General features: G+C 63.1%; 18 protein-coding genes. All 18 read right to left on the reverse strand.

Going from position 1 to position 14,786, the window contains the following annotated elements; genetic code table 11:
- Positions 1-6: 6 nt before the first annotated feature.
- Positions 7-1,509: a polymer-forming cytoskeletal protein gene (locus VGH98_09655; protein HEY2376224.1), complete on the reverse strand. Its 1,503-nt coding sequence runs from the start codon at positions 1,507-1,509 to the stop codon at positions 7-9.
- Positions 1,506-2,087, reverse strand: coding sequence for an aminodeoxychorismate/anthranilate synthase component II (locus VGH98_09660; protein HEY2376225.1), 582 nt, complete (start codon positions 2,085-2,087; stop codon positions 1,506-1,508). Before VGH98_09660 ends, VGH98_09655 begins: the two co-directional genes overlap by 4 nt.
- 39 nt (positions 2,088-2,126) lie before the next feature.
- Positions 2,127-3,068: a site-specific tyrosine recombinase XerD gene (gene xerD / locus VGH98_09665; GenBank protein ID HEY2376226.1), complete on the reverse strand. Its 942-nt coding sequence runs from the start codon at positions 3,066-3,068 to the stop codon at positions 2,127-2,129.
- Entirely contained in the window at positions 3,032-3,643 is a 612-nt protein-coding gene (locus VGH98_09670; protein ID HEY2376227.1) for a DedA family protein, read from the reverse strand. The genes xerD and VGH98_09670 overlap by 37 nt, the downstream gene beginning before the upstream one ends.
- A 3-nt stretch (positions 3,644-3,646) precedes the next feature.
- Complete coding sequence (gene ispF / locus VGH98_09675; GenBank protein ID HEY2376228.1) at positions 3,647-4,150, reverse strand: 2-C-methyl-D-erythritol 2,4-cyclodiphosphate synthase; 504 nt, start codon at positions 4,148-4,150, stop codon at positions 3,647-3,649.
- Complete coding sequence (gene mqnC, locus VGH98_09680; protein HEY2376229.1) at positions 4,147-5,172, reverse strand: cyclic dehypoxanthinyl futalosine synthase; 1,026 nt, start codon at positions 5,170-5,172, stop codon at positions 4,147-4,149. The genes ispF and mqnC overlap by 4 nt, the downstream gene beginning before the upstream one ends.
- Positions 5,173-5,213: 41 nt before the next feature.
- Positions 5,214-6,122 (reverse strand): menaquinone biosynthesis protein, encoded by a 909-nt coding sequence (locus VGH98_09685; GenBank protein ID HEY2376230.1) that lies wholly within the window; start codon positions 6,120-6,122, stop codon positions 5,214-5,216.
- Positions 6,082-7,275, reverse strand: coding sequence for an aminofutalosine synthase MqnE (gene mqnE / locus VGH98_09690; GenBank protein ID HEY2376231.1), 1,194 nt, complete (start codon positions 7,273-7,275; stop codon positions 6,082-6,084). Before mqnE ends, VGH98_09685 begins: the two co-directional genes overlap by 41 nt.
- A 7-nt stretch (positions 7,276-7,282) precedes the next feature.
- Entirely contained in the window at positions 7,283-8,527 is a 1,245-nt protein-coding gene (fabF, locus tag VGH98_09695) for a beta-ketoacyl-ACP synthase II (protein ID HEY2376232.1), read from the reverse strand.
- A complete protein-coding gene (locus VGH98_09700) occupies positions 8,527-8,769 on the reverse strand; it encodes an acyl carrier protein (protein ID HEY2376233.1) in 243 nt (80 codons plus the stop codon). The genes fabF and VGH98_09700 overlap by 1 nt, the downstream gene beginning before the upstream one ends.
- A gap of 67 nt (positions 8,770-8,836) precedes the next feature.
- On the reverse strand, positions 8,837-9,577 hold the full coding sequence (gene fabG / locus VGH98_09705; protein HEY2376234.1) for a 3-oxoacyl-[acyl-carrier-protein] reductase: 741 nt from the start codon (positions 9,575-9,577) through the stop codon (positions 8,837-8,839).
- The gene (fabD, locus tag VGH98_09710) at positions 9,574-10,515 is read right to left on the reverse strand and encodes an ACP S-malonyltransferase (GenBank protein HEY2376235.1); all 942 of its coding nucleotides are present in this window, start codon (positions 10,513-10,515) and stop codon (positions 9,574-9,576) included. Before fabD ends, fabG begins: the two co-directional genes overlap by 4 nt.
- A gap of 1 nt (position 10,516) precedes the next feature.
- Complete coding sequence (locus tag VGH98_09715) at positions 10,517-11,506, reverse strand: beta-ketoacyl-ACP synthase III (GenBank protein ID HEY2376236.1); 990 nt, start codon at positions 11,504-11,506, stop codon at positions 10,517-10,519.
- Positions 11,503-12,531, reverse strand: coding sequence for a phosphate acyltransferase PlsX (gene plsX / locus VGH98_09720; protein ID HEY2376237.1), 1,029 nt, complete (start codon positions 12,529-12,531; stop codon positions 11,503-11,505). The genes VGH98_09715 and plsX overlap by 4 nt, the downstream gene beginning before the upstream one ends.
- A gap of 2 nt (positions 12,532-12,533) precedes the next feature.
- Positions 12,534-12,716, reverse strand: a complete 183-nt coding sequence (gene rpmF / locus VGH98_09725) for a 50S ribosomal protein L32 (protein HEY2376238.1) — start codon at positions 12,714-12,716, stop codon at positions 12,534-12,536.
- Positions 12,717-12,759: 43 nt separating this feature from the next.
- Complete coding sequence (locus VGH98_09730; protein HEY2376239.1) at positions 12,760-13,332, reverse strand: DUF177 domain-containing protein; 573 nt, start codon at positions 13,330-13,332, stop codon at positions 12,760-12,762.
- Positions 13,333-13,465: 133 nt separating this feature from the next.
- Complete coding sequence (gene ndk / locus VGH98_09735) at positions 13,466-13,897, reverse strand: nucleoside-diphosphate kinase (GenBank protein ID HEY2376240.1); 432 nt, start codon at positions 13,895-13,897, stop codon at positions 13,466-13,468.
- A gap of 15 nt (positions 13,898-13,912) precedes the next feature.
- Positions 13,913-14,782, reverse strand: coding sequence for a CBS domain-containing protein (locus tag VGH98_09740; GenBank protein ID HEY2376241.1), 870 nt, complete (start codon positions 14,780-14,782; stop codon positions 13,913-13,915).
- Positions 14,783-14,786 lie beyond the last annotated feature (4 nt).

The following is a 14,786-nucleotide window of genomic DNA, read 5'->3' on the forward strand; positions in this document are numbered from 1 at the left end:
GGTATCTCATCTCGCCATCGACAACCCAAATCCAAAATCCCACGTCCGCGTCGCGGGATCGACGACGCCATCGAATCGCAGAAAGCTCAGCGCGAGTCTCAATCCGAGATTCTGCTCGAACGACGGCAATCGGCCAACGCCGGCCGAGCCAATCATGTGCCGCAGTGTGATGCTTGGCGCGCCGACGATCGGGAGGTCAATCCAGGGAATCGGCGCGTAGTAATTGCTCTCGATGTAGACGAGCCGATCGCCGCCTAGCGAGAGGAGTGGCAGCGTCGTAATTGTTCCTGATCCACCGAGATAGCTCCAGCGCTGCGGCGGCGCGGTATCACCGAAGGTGTACACGACGTGTGTGCTGAGATAAAAGAATTGCGCGCCGAACGTCGGAAAGCGGACGACACCGTCGAGTGTGGACTGCAGAAAGCGGAGTGAGCCGACGTCGAACGCAGCGGCTTCATTCGTCAGATTGAACGACGTGCGCACGCCCTGCAACTGCCAGTCGAACAAGACGCCGAAGAGTACCGACTCGAGCGTCCCAGGAACGATTGGAGGATTTGGACGCAACATGTCGTCGGCGGCGCGTCGTCCAAAGAAGCTCCACGGCCCGCCGGTAGCGAATGAATCGGGTCGGATCGAGCGATCGCGCTCGGCGCGCAGACCGACGAACGGCGCGAGTTCCGTCATCGACGTCTCGAGGAGCCGATGCAGCGTCACCTCGCCGCGATCGCCACGATAGTAGTTGCGCGTGTCGAGACCCAGCCCCAACACCGCCGAGGAATTCACGAGGTCTGTCCAGATCCAGTCGTCATTGCTGAGCGTCGTCCGTCCGAAGTACGCATGCACTCGTGTGCGCCGGTCGAATGCGAATTCACCGTCGAGCGATGGGTCGAAGGCGCCGATGTTCGAGCGGTACGTGACGATCGGATTGATCTCGAGGTAGCCGGTGTCGAGAGAGATTGTCGGTCCGAACGGCAGCGACAGGCCGTCGGAGCGATCGTACCCAGGAATACGAACTCCATAAACTCCCGGCAGTGACAAGGGCGACGACGGGTGCTCGCGCACGAGCCGGTAATCGAGCAGGTAGCCCTCGCTCGTGCCGTTGGTGCGCGCATCGTAGGTGAAATCGCGATGGCTCTCCACGCCATTTCGCGTGATGGCCAGTCGCGATTCGTATACCGCGCCGCCCACGGCAATGACACGTCCGTCAACGACGGCGCCGGGGCGAAGGAAAGCGTCGCCGCCGACGACGATCACGTCGCCGTGCACGCGTCCTTCGATCACGACGTCGCGATGGAGTACGACGACGGTTTGAGCGTACGCGGAATCGCGCGGCAAGATGGCCGGCGTAGCCGCGGGTCCAATGAGGCGATGTGGCGACGCGAACATCTCGGCAAGCCGGTGTCCGAATGATCCCGGTCCCGCGTCACGGACGATGATCCGTTGAGCATCGAGCCGCGCAGCATTCATCGCGCCGGCGAAGAGCAGCAAGGGCGCGAGGCGTGCGTTCAATGTGACCGCGCGAGCTCTAGAAAATTCCTCAGTAGTGCTTTGCCATGTTGCGTCATTACTGACTCCGGGTGGAATTGAACGCCGTACACCGGATGTTCGCGGTGCCGAACGCCGTGAATTTCGTTTGCGTCGCCCGCTGCTCGGGCGACCACCTGAAGGGAGTCAGGAAGCGAAGTTCGTTCCACGACGAGAGAGTGGTAGCGCATCACCTCGAGCGGCGATGGCAGACCCGCAAACACTCCTGTCCCATCGTGCTCGACCTGCGAGGTTTTTCCATGCATAACGCGGTCGGCGCGCACGACGCGGCCGCCATATGCCTCTCCGATTGCCTGGTGTCCCAGACAGACGCCGAGAGTCGGGATGCTGCTTCCCCATCGCCGAATCGCCTCGACCGTGATCCCGGCCTGTGCGGGCGCGCACGGGCCTGGCGAGAGCACGATCGCCGAGGGATTCAGCGCGCCGATCTCGTCGACTGTGATGGCGTCGTTGCGGCGCACGTCTATCTCCGCTCCGAGTTCGCCGAGGTACTGGACGAGGTTGTACGTGAATGAGTCGTAGTTGTCGATGACGAGCAGCATGATGCCGTTACCCTGTTAGCAACCGCGGTGCAATCACCGTCAGCCCCTCGGATGATATTGCTTGTGCACGGCCCTGAGATACTCGCGGTCCACGTGCGTGTAAATCTGAGTGGTGGAAATATCGGCGTGGCCGAGCATTTCCTGAACGGCGCGAAGATCTGCACCTCCCTCGAGCAAGTGCGTCGCGAACGAGTGTCGTAGTGTGTGCGGAGAAACGTGCTTGGTGATCTGCGCCTTCTCGACGTGATGCCGCAGTATCTTCCAGGCGCCCATGCGCGTGAGGGGCCGGCCTCGCGCGTTGAGGATCAAGACGCCCTTCCCCTCACCTTTTTCGAGCCGCGGTCGCAGTTCACGCAAGTAAATCGCGACGGCACTGATTGCCGAACGGCCGATGGGGACGAGGCGCTCCTTACTTCCCTTTCCAAAAACGCGCACCAGGCCCTCTTCGAAGAGCACGTCACGTACGGCGAGCGTGATCCATTCGGAGACACGCAGGCCAGCGCCATACGCCACCTCGAGCAGCGCGCGATCGCGAAATGTAAATGGCTCGTCGAGGCTCGGTGCGGAGAGCAGCCGTCCGACCTCATCGACGCTCAACACATCGGGAAGTGAGCGCCACCTCTTCGGCGTCTCGAGGCGTTCACTGGGGTCGCGTACGACGAGACCGTCAGCCAACAGGAAACGGAAGTACGTCCGGGCCGAGGACACATTGCGTCGTATCGACGCCGGGGCGAGTCCGAGATCCTTCAGGTGATACACGAACTCACGGAGCAACCGGCTCGAAATATCGGTAGGGACGCGCGCGCCTTTCGTTGTCGCATAAATCGCGAGGCGCTCGAGGTCGCGCCGATACGCCTCCGATGTGCGCGGCGAGGATCCCTGCTCCAGCGCGAGAAAGTCAGCGAATCGCTCGATGAAAAATGCTCGAGCGATGTTTGGATCGATCAGAGCTCGCTGATCTTTCTGCTGCGTGTCCGCCATATCACCGCGCCGACGAGGAGCACGACGGCGGCCATTATCGCGAGTATGCGCCCGTAATCGGTGATCAGGCGCTGGACGCGCGGCCAATTACCGCCGATGGTGAATCCAAGATAACTCACTGTGCCGTACCAGATCGCGGAGGCGGCGGCGATCGCGATTCCCGCGCGTACCGGCGGAACGCGCAGCGCGCCAGCGAAGGGCGGAACGATCGCGCGTACACCTGGAATGAATCGGCTCGCAAAGAGCGCGGCGACGCCGTAGCGACCGTACAGGCGCTCGAGTCGAGACTCGGCCTGTGGCCCTCTCGCCCCGAGGAACCGTTGGTCGAAGCGCGCGGCGCCGTAACGCCGGCCGACGCCATACATGACCATGGCACTCGTCACGTTGCCTAACCACGTAGCGGCAAAGGCCGCGACCACACTCCCCCGACCGCGCGCGGCGAGAAAGCTGCCGAATGCGACGACGGTATCGGCCGGAATGGGTGGAAAAATATTCTCGATCGCCGCGACGAGGGCGAGCGCAACGTAGAGTGTGCCGATCGGCACCGCGGTAAGCCACGCGATGAGCGAATCCACCGCTTACCGTTCTTGTTCGTTAGGTGCGAGACTCGCGACGGCGAGACAGGCGATCCCCTCGCCACGTCCGATCCACCCCATTCCTTCGTTCGTCTTTCCCTTGACGTTCACCGATGTCGACGGCACGCAGAGCACGCGCGCCAGCGTGGCGCACATTGCATCACGATAGGGCGCGATGTGCGGCGCTTCGGCGACGACCGTGACGTCGACCTGCGACACGCTGTAGCCCGCGCCGCGAGCGCGGCCGACGGCGACGCTCAGCATCTCCAGCGAGTCGCGGCCGCGATTCGTCGGATCTCCATCAGAAAAGAGCTGGCCGATGTCGCCGGCGCCGACGGCGCCGAGAATGGCATCAGTGACGGCATGAGCCACGGCGTCGCCGTCCGAGTGTCCAACGAGATGTCGATCGAATGCGATGTCGACGCCGCCGAGCTTGAGAGGTCCGCCGGCACCGAACCGATGTGAGTCGTAACCTAGTCCCACGCGGATGATAGTGGGGCCAATCACGCGGCCGCGCTCGAGATGATTGAATAATCCTGCCGACGACGAGCAGGAGTGAAGCCGGCGTCGCGAATCAGGCGCTGCATCTCGTCCGTTGTGGTTCGGTACGTCGTGTTCGCGGCGGAGACGACGTTCTCCTCGATCATCAACGATCCGAAATCGTTGCAACCAAAACGCAATGCAAGCTGACCGATCTTCATGCCCATCGTTACCCAGCTCGCCTGGAGATTCGGCACGTTGTCGAGGACGACACGCGCAATCGCCACGGTGCGGAGATAGTCGATGGCGTCGGTCTTGGGTTGGTTGCGCATCGACGGCGTATTCTCCGGCTGGAGCGGCCAGCAGATGAAGGCGGTGAAGCCACGGGTTCGCGACTGTACCTCGCGCACGCGTTGGAGATGCTCGAGGCGTTCGGCAAGCGTCTCGCCGATCCCGTACATCATCGTCACCGACGTTTTCATTCCCTCCTGATGGGCGAGCTCCATGATCTCGAGCCAGCGATCTGCCCCCGCCTTTTTCTTTGCCACGAGATCACGAACGCGCTGAACAAGAATCTCTCCGCCGCCACCAGGAATGGAATCGAGCCCGGCTTTCATCAGCTCCCGAATGACGTCGCGTGCGTCCATGCGGAATGTTTTCGCGAAGAAGTCGATCTCGGATGGGCTGAAGCCGTGAATGTGGATCGGATGAAACGTCTTGATGTACTTGAGCAGGTCCAGATACCACTCGAACGGGATATACGGATTGTGCCCGCCCTGCATCAGAATCTGAACGGCACCGAGCTCCTTCGCTTCGTCGATCTTCTTGCCGATGTCCTCATAGGAGAGCGTCCAGCCTTCCGTGTGCTTCGGCCGCCGATAGAACGCGCAGAAGCCGCAATCGGCGACGCAGACGTTGGTGTAGTTGATGTTCCGATCGACGATGAAGGTAACGATGTCGCGCGGATGCTTCTCGCGCCTAACGCGATCCGCCTCGGCGCCAAGCTCGAGGAGCGGTGCGTTGGTGTAGAAGTCGAGAAGGTCCGACATGGGACTTAGGGGCTAGGGATGAGGGCTCGAGCGCACCCGGACTATGCTGCGGGAAGAAAAGCCAATGAGCCGTTGGGTACGCGGCCGGCGAGAACAAGTCGACGGAAGAACTCCGTCAAGCCGGCCAGGTGATGATACGAAAGTCCGTAATCCAGGCCGGATAGGTACTCGAGACAGCTGTGGTGATCGACACCGGTCGTTACAGAAGCCTGCTCCGCCAGCATCTCCAGATGACGCAGGCCCCAGTCACGTGACTCGATGAGCGTGGCGTGCACGCCTAACGCATCGGCGACCGGCGTCGTTCGCTGCGCAACCCACACTGCGAACACGAACGGGAGTCCCGTCCAGCGCTTCCACTGCTCGCCCAGATCGTAGGCGTGTTGATAGCCAGCCGGGACACGGCGATGGGCGCGCAGGCGCGAGCCGAGCAGCAGCGCTGCGTCGCCGATGACGAGGCGTGCGTCGTGCTCGTCGTCACCGAAACGCTCGACGTCGATGATTTCCGCGTTCGCCGGCACGAACTGCGGCTGCACGTCCCATACGTGCTCGAACAACAGCTCGAGGAGTGCAACACTCGTCATCGAGCTGCGGCTCACGAGCACGCGACGGCCGTCCAGCTCTTCAGCCGGCCGCTTGGAGAACAGCAGCACGCTGCGCACCGGTCCGTCGCATGAGATCGCGAGATCGGGGAGCAACACGTAACGCTTCGCTTCGCGCGCGTACTCGACGGCGGACACCACACTGACATCCAGCGCGCCCGCCGCCATCTGCAGATTGAGTTCCGTTGGCACGCCATCAACGAGCGTCGCCTCGAGGCGGACGGCGCCACGATCGACGGCACCGTAGACGGGATAGCAGTTGATGTATGGAATGCGACCAACGCGCAACCGGACGTTAGGCATCGTCATCCTATGCGGCGACTGGAGCGCCGGCATGCGGGGCGACGCCATCGGGCGACGGATCGCCGTCGAACGTGCGGAGGACGCGATAAAACGAATCACGCTCGACCGGCACCTTCCCAGCGCCACGAATGAGGCGCAGAATCGCGTCGAGCGTCATCGCCTGAGCGGTATGCGCACCCGCCTCGTGATAGATCTTCTCACGGACCATGGTCCCCTCCATGTCGTTGACGCCGAAATGCAGTGACGTCTGCGAAATGAACGGAGTGACCATGACCCAATGGGTCTTCACGTGGTCGATGTTGTCGAGAAAGAGGCGGCCGACGGCGAGGTTCTTGAGGTCATCGAAGCCGCTCGTCGCCGTTCCCTCGCGATGCAACGCATGTCCGAGCTCGTTATTGTCCGGGTGGTACGCGAGCGGAATGTACGCAAGGAATCCGCCAGTCTCGTCCTGGAGGTCACGAAGCATGGCCAGGTGCGCTATGCGATCGGCGAAGGTTTCGACGTGGCCGTACAGCATCGTGCAGTTACTGCGGATGCCCAATTGATGTGCGACTCGGTGTACGTCGATCCATTCTTCACCCGCCAGTTTTTTGTCGGCAATCGTCGCCCGCACGCCCGCGCTGAAAACTTCAGCGCCGCCACCGGGCATCGTATCGAGCCCCGCCTCGCGCAGCGCGATGAGCGTTTCACGAATGCTCATCTTCTCGATACGTGCGATGTGTGCGATCTCGACGGCCGTGAGCGCCTTGATGTGCACGTGCGGGAAATTGGCCTTGAGCGCGCGGAACATTTCCGAGTAATACGCGAGCCCGGCTTTCATATCGAGCCCACCGACGATATGAAACTCACGGGTCAGTGTGCTATTGGCGGTCGCCGCTTCTTCCAGCACCTGCTCCAGCGTATAGCGATACGCGCCATCCTCCTTCGGCAGACGCGCATAGGAGCAGAACACGCACGTCCTGCGCAGCGTGCAGACATTCGTCGGATTGATGTGTTGGTTGGCGGCAAACAAAACGCGGTCGCCGTGCTTCGCACGGTTGACCGCGTTCGCCATCGCACCAATCGCGACGATATCGGGCGACGCGAAGAGCGCCACGCCGTCGTCGACCGTCAGCCGCTCGCCCGATTCGATCTTGTCGGCAATCCGGCCTAACGATTCATCGCCAATCAGCTTCCGGTCGAGCGGCACAGCGGCTGGCATCGCGTCCTCAGCCTCGGAACCGCCGCACCGCCAACGTAACGTTGTGGCCGCCGAAGCCAAAGCTATTGCTCAGGGCGATCTCGACGTCGCGGCGCACGGCACGGTTCGGCGTGTAGTTCAAATCGAGCTCCGGGTCCGGATGCTCATAGTTGATCGTCGGCGGTACGACGCAATCGCGCACCGCGAGTGTGCAGATGATGAACTCCACCGCGCCGGCGGCCCCGAGCATGTGACCCGTCATCGATTTCGTCGAGCTGACGTTGATGTCCGGCGCGACATCACCGAAGACGGCCTTGATCGCCTTCGTCTCGTTGAGGTCATTGGCGGGCGTCGACGTGCCATGCGCGTTGATGTAGTCGATGTCCGTGGCTTCGAGGTTGGCGTCGGCCATCGCACGGCGCATCGCACGCTGCGCGCCTTCGCCGTCCGGCGCCGGCGCAGTGAGATGATAGGCATCGCCAGTCGCACCATAGCCGACGATCTCGGCGTAGATGTGCGCGCCGCGCTTCTTCGCGTGCCCCAAGTCCTCGAGCACGACGACGCCCGCACCCTCCCCCATCACAAATCCGTCGCGCGTTTGATCGAAGGGCCGAGACGCCGTCTCCGGCGCGTCATTCCGCTCGGAGAGGGCTTTCATATTTGCGAATCCACCAATCGCCATCGGCGTCACCGTCGCTTCCGATCCGCCGGTGATGACGACGTCTGCGTCCCCATACTGGATCGTCCGGAAGGCATCGCCAATCGCGTGAGCGCTCGTGGCACACGCCGAAATCGTCGCGTAGTTTGGCCCCTTCGCGTTGTATCGCATCGAGACGAGACCGGCCGCGATATCGGCGATGAACATCGGGATAAAGAACGGGCTGATCTTACTTGGCCCGCGCTCGCGGTAGATGTCGTGCTGCTCCTCGAAGCTCTTGAGACCACCAATCCCACTGCCGAGGATAACTCCAACACGGTCCGGGTCGTACATCCCGGGATCGGTGAGCCCGGCGTCTGCCATCGCCTGCGCCGAGCCGGCGAGCGCGTACTGCGCGTAGGCATCGGCGCGCTTTGCCTCCTTGCGATCCATGTACTGCAACGGGTCAAAGCCCTTCACCTCGCACGCGAAGCGCACCGGGAATTTCGAGGGGTCGAACTTCGTGATCGGACCCGCCCCGGGAACGCCGTCGATGAGCGCACGCCAAGCCGCCGCCACGTCGTTGCCGACGGGCGTGATCGCCCCTAGGCCGGTGACGACGACCCGACGCTTCATCAGACCGCAACCTTGTCGTTGAGGTATTTGATCGCGTCGCCGACTGTCCGAAGCTTCTCGGCATCCTCGTCCGGGATGTCGATGTTGAACTCCTTCTCGAACTCCATCACCAGTTCCACGATGTCGAGGCTGTCCGCACCAAGGTCCTCGATGAAGCTTGCGTCATCGGAGAGCTTCTCGCGTTCGACGCCGAGCTCCTTCTCGATGATGTCGCGGACTTTCTGCGCGTTGTTGTCGGCCATGGGCGTGCGTCCTCCCCTCTGCGGTTGACGGTATTACGGGAAATCTACTGTGCCATGAAGGCGGATGTCACATGACCATCCCGCCATCCACTACGATGACTTGTCCGGTGATGTACGCCGCGTGATCCGAGGCGAGAAAACCGACAATTCCAGCAACGTCGTTGGGAGTGCCCAGACGCTCCAGCGGTATCTGGTGCGACAATGCGGTGCGGGCTTCTGGCGTCATTGCCGCCGTCATGTCCGTCTCGATAAATCCGGGCGCGACGACGTTAGCCAAGATATTGCGCGACGCCAACTCCTTCGCCACCGATTTCGTGAGTCCGATCAACCCAGCCTTGCTCGCGGCGTAGTTGGCTTGGCCCTTATTGCCGACGATGCCGACGACGCTCGCGATGTTGATCACCCGTCCCCAGCGGCGCTTCATCATGCCCCGCGTTGCCGCGCGAATCGCGACGAATGCCCCGCGCAGATTCGCGTCGACGACGGCATCCCAATCATCGTCTTTGAGTCGCATCAGCAGGTTGTCGCGCGTGAGCCCCGCATTATTGACCAGAATATCGACAGCGCCCAGCGATTTCTCGACGTCGCTGACGAGCTGCATGACTGATTCGACGTTCCCAACGTCGCACGCGAACCCCTGTGAAGTGCCGGTTGGAAGCTCCGTCGCAACAGCGTCGGCACGCGCCTTATCCCTGCCGACGACCGCGACCTTCGCACCGCTGTGCGCCAACGTCTCAGCGATGGCCCGGCCGATGCCGCGCGTGCTGCCGGTGACCAGTGCCGAGCGGCCGGAGAGGTCGATCTTCACGACGTTACCAGCCCGAGAAGCTGCTCCACTTCGGCGACTGTCCCGCACGACGCAGTCTTCACCGATGGCGCAATCTTGCGTACAAGACCAACGAGGACGGTGCCTGGGCCCATTTCGACGAACAGCGCATTCGGGAAGTCGCAGGCGATCGACTGTACTTCCTCGGTCCATCGCACGGGACTCGTGAGTTGGCTGACGAGCCGCTCGCGTGCATCGGAGGCCGCTGTGACCGGCTTACCGTCCAAATTCGCGTAAACAGGAAATGCGGGATCCGCGACGGCGGTAGCCTCGAGGATCTCGGTGAGCCCGCGCTCGGCGCTCTTCATGAGCGGGGAGTGGAAGGCGCCGCTCACGTTCAAGCGCATCGCGCGCTTCGCCCCGGACTCCTTCGCGAGCGCCATCGCCCGCTCGACGCCATCGATCTCGCCACTGATGACGATCTGATCGGGCGTGTTGTAGTTCGCCGGCACCACGAGCCCCGCGTCCTTCGAGGCGCGCGCACAGAGGTCCTCGATCGGGTCACGGAGCGTACCGAGGATTGCCGCCATGGCCCCGGGTCGTTCGGCACCGGCCTGATACATCAGCTCGCCGCGGCGCCTAACGATCCGGAAGGCGTCGTCCAATGGCAGCGCGGAGGCGGCGTGATACGCGGAGAATTCACCTAACGAGTGACCAGCGGCGGCGCGAACTCGCGAGCCGATGCGCTCGCGGGCCACCGCCCACAGCGCCGCGCCGTGGGCGAGCAGCGCCGGCTGCGCGTTGTGCGTGAGCGTGAGCTGCTCGGCGGGACCCTCGAAGCACAACCGGCTGAGGCGCGCGCCTAACACCTCGTCAGCGCGATCGAAGACCGCGCGAGCCTCTGGAAAGGTCTCGGCGAGATCCTTCCCCATGCCCGGCTTCTGCGATCCCTGGCCGGGAAACAGCAGGACGATGTCCATGCTAGAAGCGCAGTACCATCGACGCCCACGTGAAGCCAGCACCAAACGCGACGAGGAGAACGTTCATGCCCTCCTTGATGCGTCCGTTTTCGAGCGCCTCGTCGAGCGCGATCGCGACCGAGGCCGAAGACGTGTTACCGTAGCGGTCCACGTTGACGTAGACCTTTTCCATCGAGACGTTCGCGTGCTTCGCGGTTGCCTCGATGATACGAACGTTGGCCTGGTGCGGAATGAGCAAGTCGATGTCCTTGCCGGTGAGCTTGGCGCCATCGAGGGCGCGATCGCAGGCATCGGCCATCGAGCGCACGGCGTGCTTGAACACCTCGCGACCGGCCATCTTCACATACTGGCTGCGCGCCTGCAGCACTTCATCCGAGAAGGGCATGCAAGCGCCACCCGCCGGCCTATAGAGCAGATTCGCGAGCGTGCCGTCGCTGCGCATGTACGTGCTCAGAATCCCCTTGTGATGCTTCGCGCGGCGCAGCACCGCTGCGCCCGCGCCATCGCCAAAGAGCACGCACGTCGAGCGATCCTGCCAATCGATGATCGAGCTCATTTTCTCGGAACCGACCACGAGCACTGTCTCGGCGGTTCCGGTCGAGATCATTCCCTCGCCAATCGCGGCGGCGAAGATGAAACCAGCGCAAGCAGCGCCGATGTCGAAGGCCGCGGCTCGAGTCGCGCCGAGCTCCGCTTGCAGGTCGACAGCAGTTGCTGGGAGCAGCCGGTCCGGCGTCGCGGTGCTGAGCACGATCGCGTCGATCTCGCCCTCGCTGACGCCGGCACGGTGCATTGCCTGACGAGCGGCGGCAGCGGCCATCGTCGTCGTCGATTCGCCCTGACGCGCAATGTGTCGCTGCTTGATGCCCGTACGCTCGGTGATCCACTCGTCGGTCGTTTCGATGCCGATCTTCGCGAAATCGAAGTTTGTCATCACGGTCGCGGGGAGACCGCGGCCAGTGCCAGCGATCGCTGCAATGGGACGTCTCATGCCGCTTCTCCCTCGCCGGCAACGGATTGCAGGCCACGTCCGATGTGCTCGTTCATGTGTGACTCCACGGCGCGCACGGCGACGCCGATTGCATTCTTGATCGCACGCGGTGACGACTTGCCGTGTGAGATAATACTCACACCGCGGACGCCCAGGAGCGGTGCGCCACCATGCTCGGAGTAATCGAGGTCCTTGAGGGCAGCCGTTAGGCGCTGGGGCTCGACCCCGGCGCGTTTGAGGATGCCGAGCATCATCGGCGCAACGGCCTCGTAGAACTTGAGCACGACGTTGCCGACAAAGCCGTCGCACACGACAACGTCGATCGCGCCGCGATCGCATTGGCCCGCGGGCAGGTCACGACCTTCGACGTTCCCAACGAAGTTGAGCCCCGCACCCCGAAGCAGCTCATGGGCCTCCTTCACGACGGCGTTTCCCTTCTCCGGCTCTTCGCCGATGCTGAGCAATCCGACGGCGGGGTTGTCGCGGCCGAGGATGTCTTCGACGTACACGGCACCGAGGCGCGCGAACTGCACCAGCTCGTCCGCCGAACAGTCGACGTTCGCGCCGGAGTCGAGCACGACGATGGGCTTGCGCGACGTCGGAAAGATCGTGGCGATCGCCGGTCGCTTCAGCCCTTCGTGCAGCTTGAGGATGATCATCGACGCGGCCATCTGTGCGCCGGTATTCCCGGCCGACACAAAACCGTCCGATTGGCCCTCGGCCTGGAGTCGCAGCCCCACGACCATCGAGCTGTTCGGCTTACTGCGCACCGCCACGCCAGGCTTATCGGCCATATCGATGACCTCCGGCGCCTCGACGACCTCGATGCGACTCCGTAAGTCCCGCGAGTGACCAGCAAACTCGCCGGTGAACAGGTCGTGCAGCTCGCGCTCAACGACGCTCGTCTGCCCAACGAGCTGAATCGTATGAGCCGCCTCGAGCTCGGTGAGCGATTGGAGCGCCCCGGCGACGGTTGCGCGTGGGGCAAAGTCGCCACCCATGGCGTCCAAGGCGATCCGAGCCAAGGCTACGCTTCCCGCGCTTCGACCCGCTGCTCACCGGCGTAGTAGCCGCACTCCGGACAGACGTGGTGCGGGCGCTTCATTGCCTGGCACTGGGGACACTTCTGAAGCGCAATCACCGGCGCCGTCTTGTGCGTGTTGCGGGCGCGCTTCTTTCGCTTTGAGGTGCGTCTCTTCGGAACGGCCATCGTCGTGGAGGTAGTTAGAGAATCGATAATCGAGAGGGAGCGCTCAGCGCGACTCGCCACCGCTCCGTCGCTTCTGCTTCGTCTGCTGCATCGAGGCGTCGTCAGCGTTACCCGTCGTTATGGAACGTAGCGCGTCCCACCGCCCGTCGACCGAGACCTGTGGTGGGCAGGCGCAGTCACCAAGATTGAGATCGGCGCCGCACGTTGGGCAGAGTCCTTTGCAGTTTTCCTTGCAAAGAACAAAGCCGGGAACCGCGAGGAGCCACTGCTCGCGCACTGCAGGCCGGAGATCCACTTCATCGGCTCGCGCGTCGAGCGCGTAGACGTCGGGATTGTCCGCTTCCTCGTCATCGGCGTCGACGAAGATCACATGTTCCTCGGCCGCCACGTGCGCCGATGCGTCCGAGAGACACCGGCGACACGGCATGACCACATCGCCCTCGATGCGGCCGTGCCAGTAGTATCTCCCGGCGCCGGCGGTAGAGAGCCGTCCCGTGACGTGCAGCGGTCCCGACGGTCGTGGGTCCTCGCCCTGCCAAATCGCGTCGTCAGGCGCGAGCATGGCATCGACCGCGACGCCGTGGTGCTCGAGGGACCGAATGTCAAAGGACAGCATAGCCGGGAAAACTATCCACGCGCGGCGCGAGTTACAAGTGAATGAGGGACTAGAGTTTAGGGGCTGAAGGTTAGGGCAGAATTCGGAACGAAGCGTTTCATTCGGTAAATCGCTAGGCCCTAGTCTCTAGCCATTAGCGCCTCGCCCTGATCAGCTCCGTCTCCGAGAAGAAGAATCTGGCCTCCCGCGCGGCATTCTCGTCGCTATCGGATGCGTGAATCGCGTTTCTCTCCTTTGACTCCGCGTAGAGCTTTCGCACAGTGCCTTCGGCTGCCTCCTTCGGATCGGTCGCGCCGATCGCGGCGCGCAACGACGCGACGGCGTCGCGCTTCTCGAGGACCATCGGCATCGCGGGGCCGGAAGTCATGAACGCGACGAGCGGTCCATAAAACGGCCGCTCTCGATGAACGGCGTAGAACTCCTTTGCCTCGTCATCGGTGAGCAGCGTGACGCGCGCGGCGCGCACGCGAAAGCCCTGTTGCTCCAGGTGCGCGATGATCTTTCCTGCCTTGCCGTTGCCAAATGCGTCGGGCTTGATGATCGCGAGCGTGAAATTGCCGGCCATTGTGGGTTCTCGAGATCAGGGTGCAATGAGTTTGCGAACGATGTCGCCGCGCGTGAGAAAGCCGACGAGGCGCCCGCCGCGGACGACAGGTACCCGTTCGACATCCTTGTTGGTCATGAGCGCGGCCACTTCGGCCAACGATTGCTCGGGGGCGACGCAGAGCACCTGACGCGTCATTACGTCGCGCACGGTGCGCGCGCCAGACGCGCCAGGTGGTGTGAAGCGCGAACTCCGCGTGAGCATCGCCGTCGATATGAAATGGCGCATCAGCTCGCGCTCGCTGAGGAGGCCGAGGAGGCCATCGTCTTCGTCGACGACCGGCAGCGCGCTCAATCCCGAGGAGAGCATCTCGCGCGCAGCATCGGGGAGCGGCATATCTGGCGTCGTCGTGCGCGGACGCTCTGTCATGAGATCGCGCACGGTGAGCTCCTCCGGGAGATTGAACTCCTCGAGCGCGCTCAGCGCGGCGAGCTCTTCGGCGCTTTCGGCGGCGAGAATCGAATCGACGGCGTCGGGCTGCGAGAGCAACAGCGCGAACGCACGGACCACTTGCAGGTGCCGGGCCGCCTCACGAGGCGGGGCGACAACGAGTACAACGACACGGGCGTGTGCGTCGTCCGTGCTTCGAACAATCGGCTCGGGCGCGACGCCGAGCGCGACTCGCAATGCGCCAACGCAATCCGCGCGAAAGTGCAAGAGAAACGCACGATCGCCGACGACGACGAGATCCTTGTCGCGGGATTCGTCGAGACGTCGCCGAAGCTTGGCGGCGTCGCGCACCGCCGGCTCGTCCACGCGCGCGAGCAAAGCGTCGGCCGCTTCGACAAGCGTGGATGGGAGCGGTACGACAACGCGCTCGGCGGAAACAAAATCGCCCAGCTTCATGAAG

Source organism: Gemmatimonadaceae bacterium, assembly GCA_036496605.1.
Taxonomy (GTDB): domain Bacteria; phylum Gemmatimonadota; class Gemmatimonadetes; order Gemmatimonadales; family Gemmatimonadaceae; genus AG2.

Excerpts from the sequence above, each read along its gene's own strand:
- VGH98_09660 (HEY2376225.1), bottom strand. The coding sequence starts at position 2,087 with ATGCTGCTCGTCATCGACAACTACGACTCATTCACGTACAACCTCGTC.
- xerD (HEY2376226.1), bottom strand. The coding sequence starts at position 3,068 with ATGGCGGACACGCAGCAGAAAGATCAGCGAGCTCTGATCGATCCAAAC.
- mqnC (HEY2376229.1), bottom strand. The coding sequence starts at position 5,172 with ATGTCGGACCTTCTCGACTTCTACACCAACGCACCGCTCCTCGAGCTT.
- VGH98_09685 (HEY2376230.1), bottom strand. The coding sequence starts at position 6,122 with ATGGCGTCGCCCCGCATGCCGGCGCTCCAGTCGCCGCATAGGATGACG.
- mqnE (HEY2376231.1), bottom strand. The coding sequence starts at position 7,275 with ATGCCAGCCGCTGTGCCGCTCGACCGGAAGCTGATTGGCGATGAATCG.
- fabF (HEY2376232.1), bottom strand. The coding sequence starts at position 8,527 with ATGAAGCGTCGGGTCGTCGTCACCGGCCTAGGGGCGATCACGCCCGTC.
- VGH98_09700 (HEY2376233.1), bottom strand. The coding sequence starts at position 8,769 with ATGGCCGACAACAACGCGCAGAAAGTCCGCGACATCATCGAGAAGGAG.
- fabD (HEY2376235.1), bottom strand. The coding sequence starts at position 10,515 with ATGGACATCGTCCTGCTGTTTCCCGGCCAGGGATCGCAGAAGCCGGGC.
- VGH98_09715 (HEY2376236.1), bottom strand. The coding sequence starts at position 11,506 with ATGAGACGTCCCATTGCAGCGATCGCTGGCACTGGCCGCGGTCTCCCC.
- rpmF (HEY2376238.1), bottom strand. The coding sequence starts at position 12,716 with ATGGCCGTTCCGAAGAGACGCACCTCAAAGCGAAAGAAGCGCGCCCGC.
- VGH98_09730 (HEY2376239.1), bottom strand. The coding sequence starts at position 13,332 with ATGCTGTCCTTTGACATTCGGTCCCTCGAGCACCACGGCGTCGCGGTC.
- ndk (HEY2376240.1), bottom strand. The coding sequence starts at position 13,897 with ATGGCCGGCAATTTCACGCTCGCGATCATCAAGCCCGACGCATTTGGC.
- VGH98_09740 (HEY2376241.1), bottom strand. The coding sequence starts at position 14,782 with ATGAAGCTGGGCGATTTTGTTTCCGCCGAGCGCGTTGTCGTACCGCTC.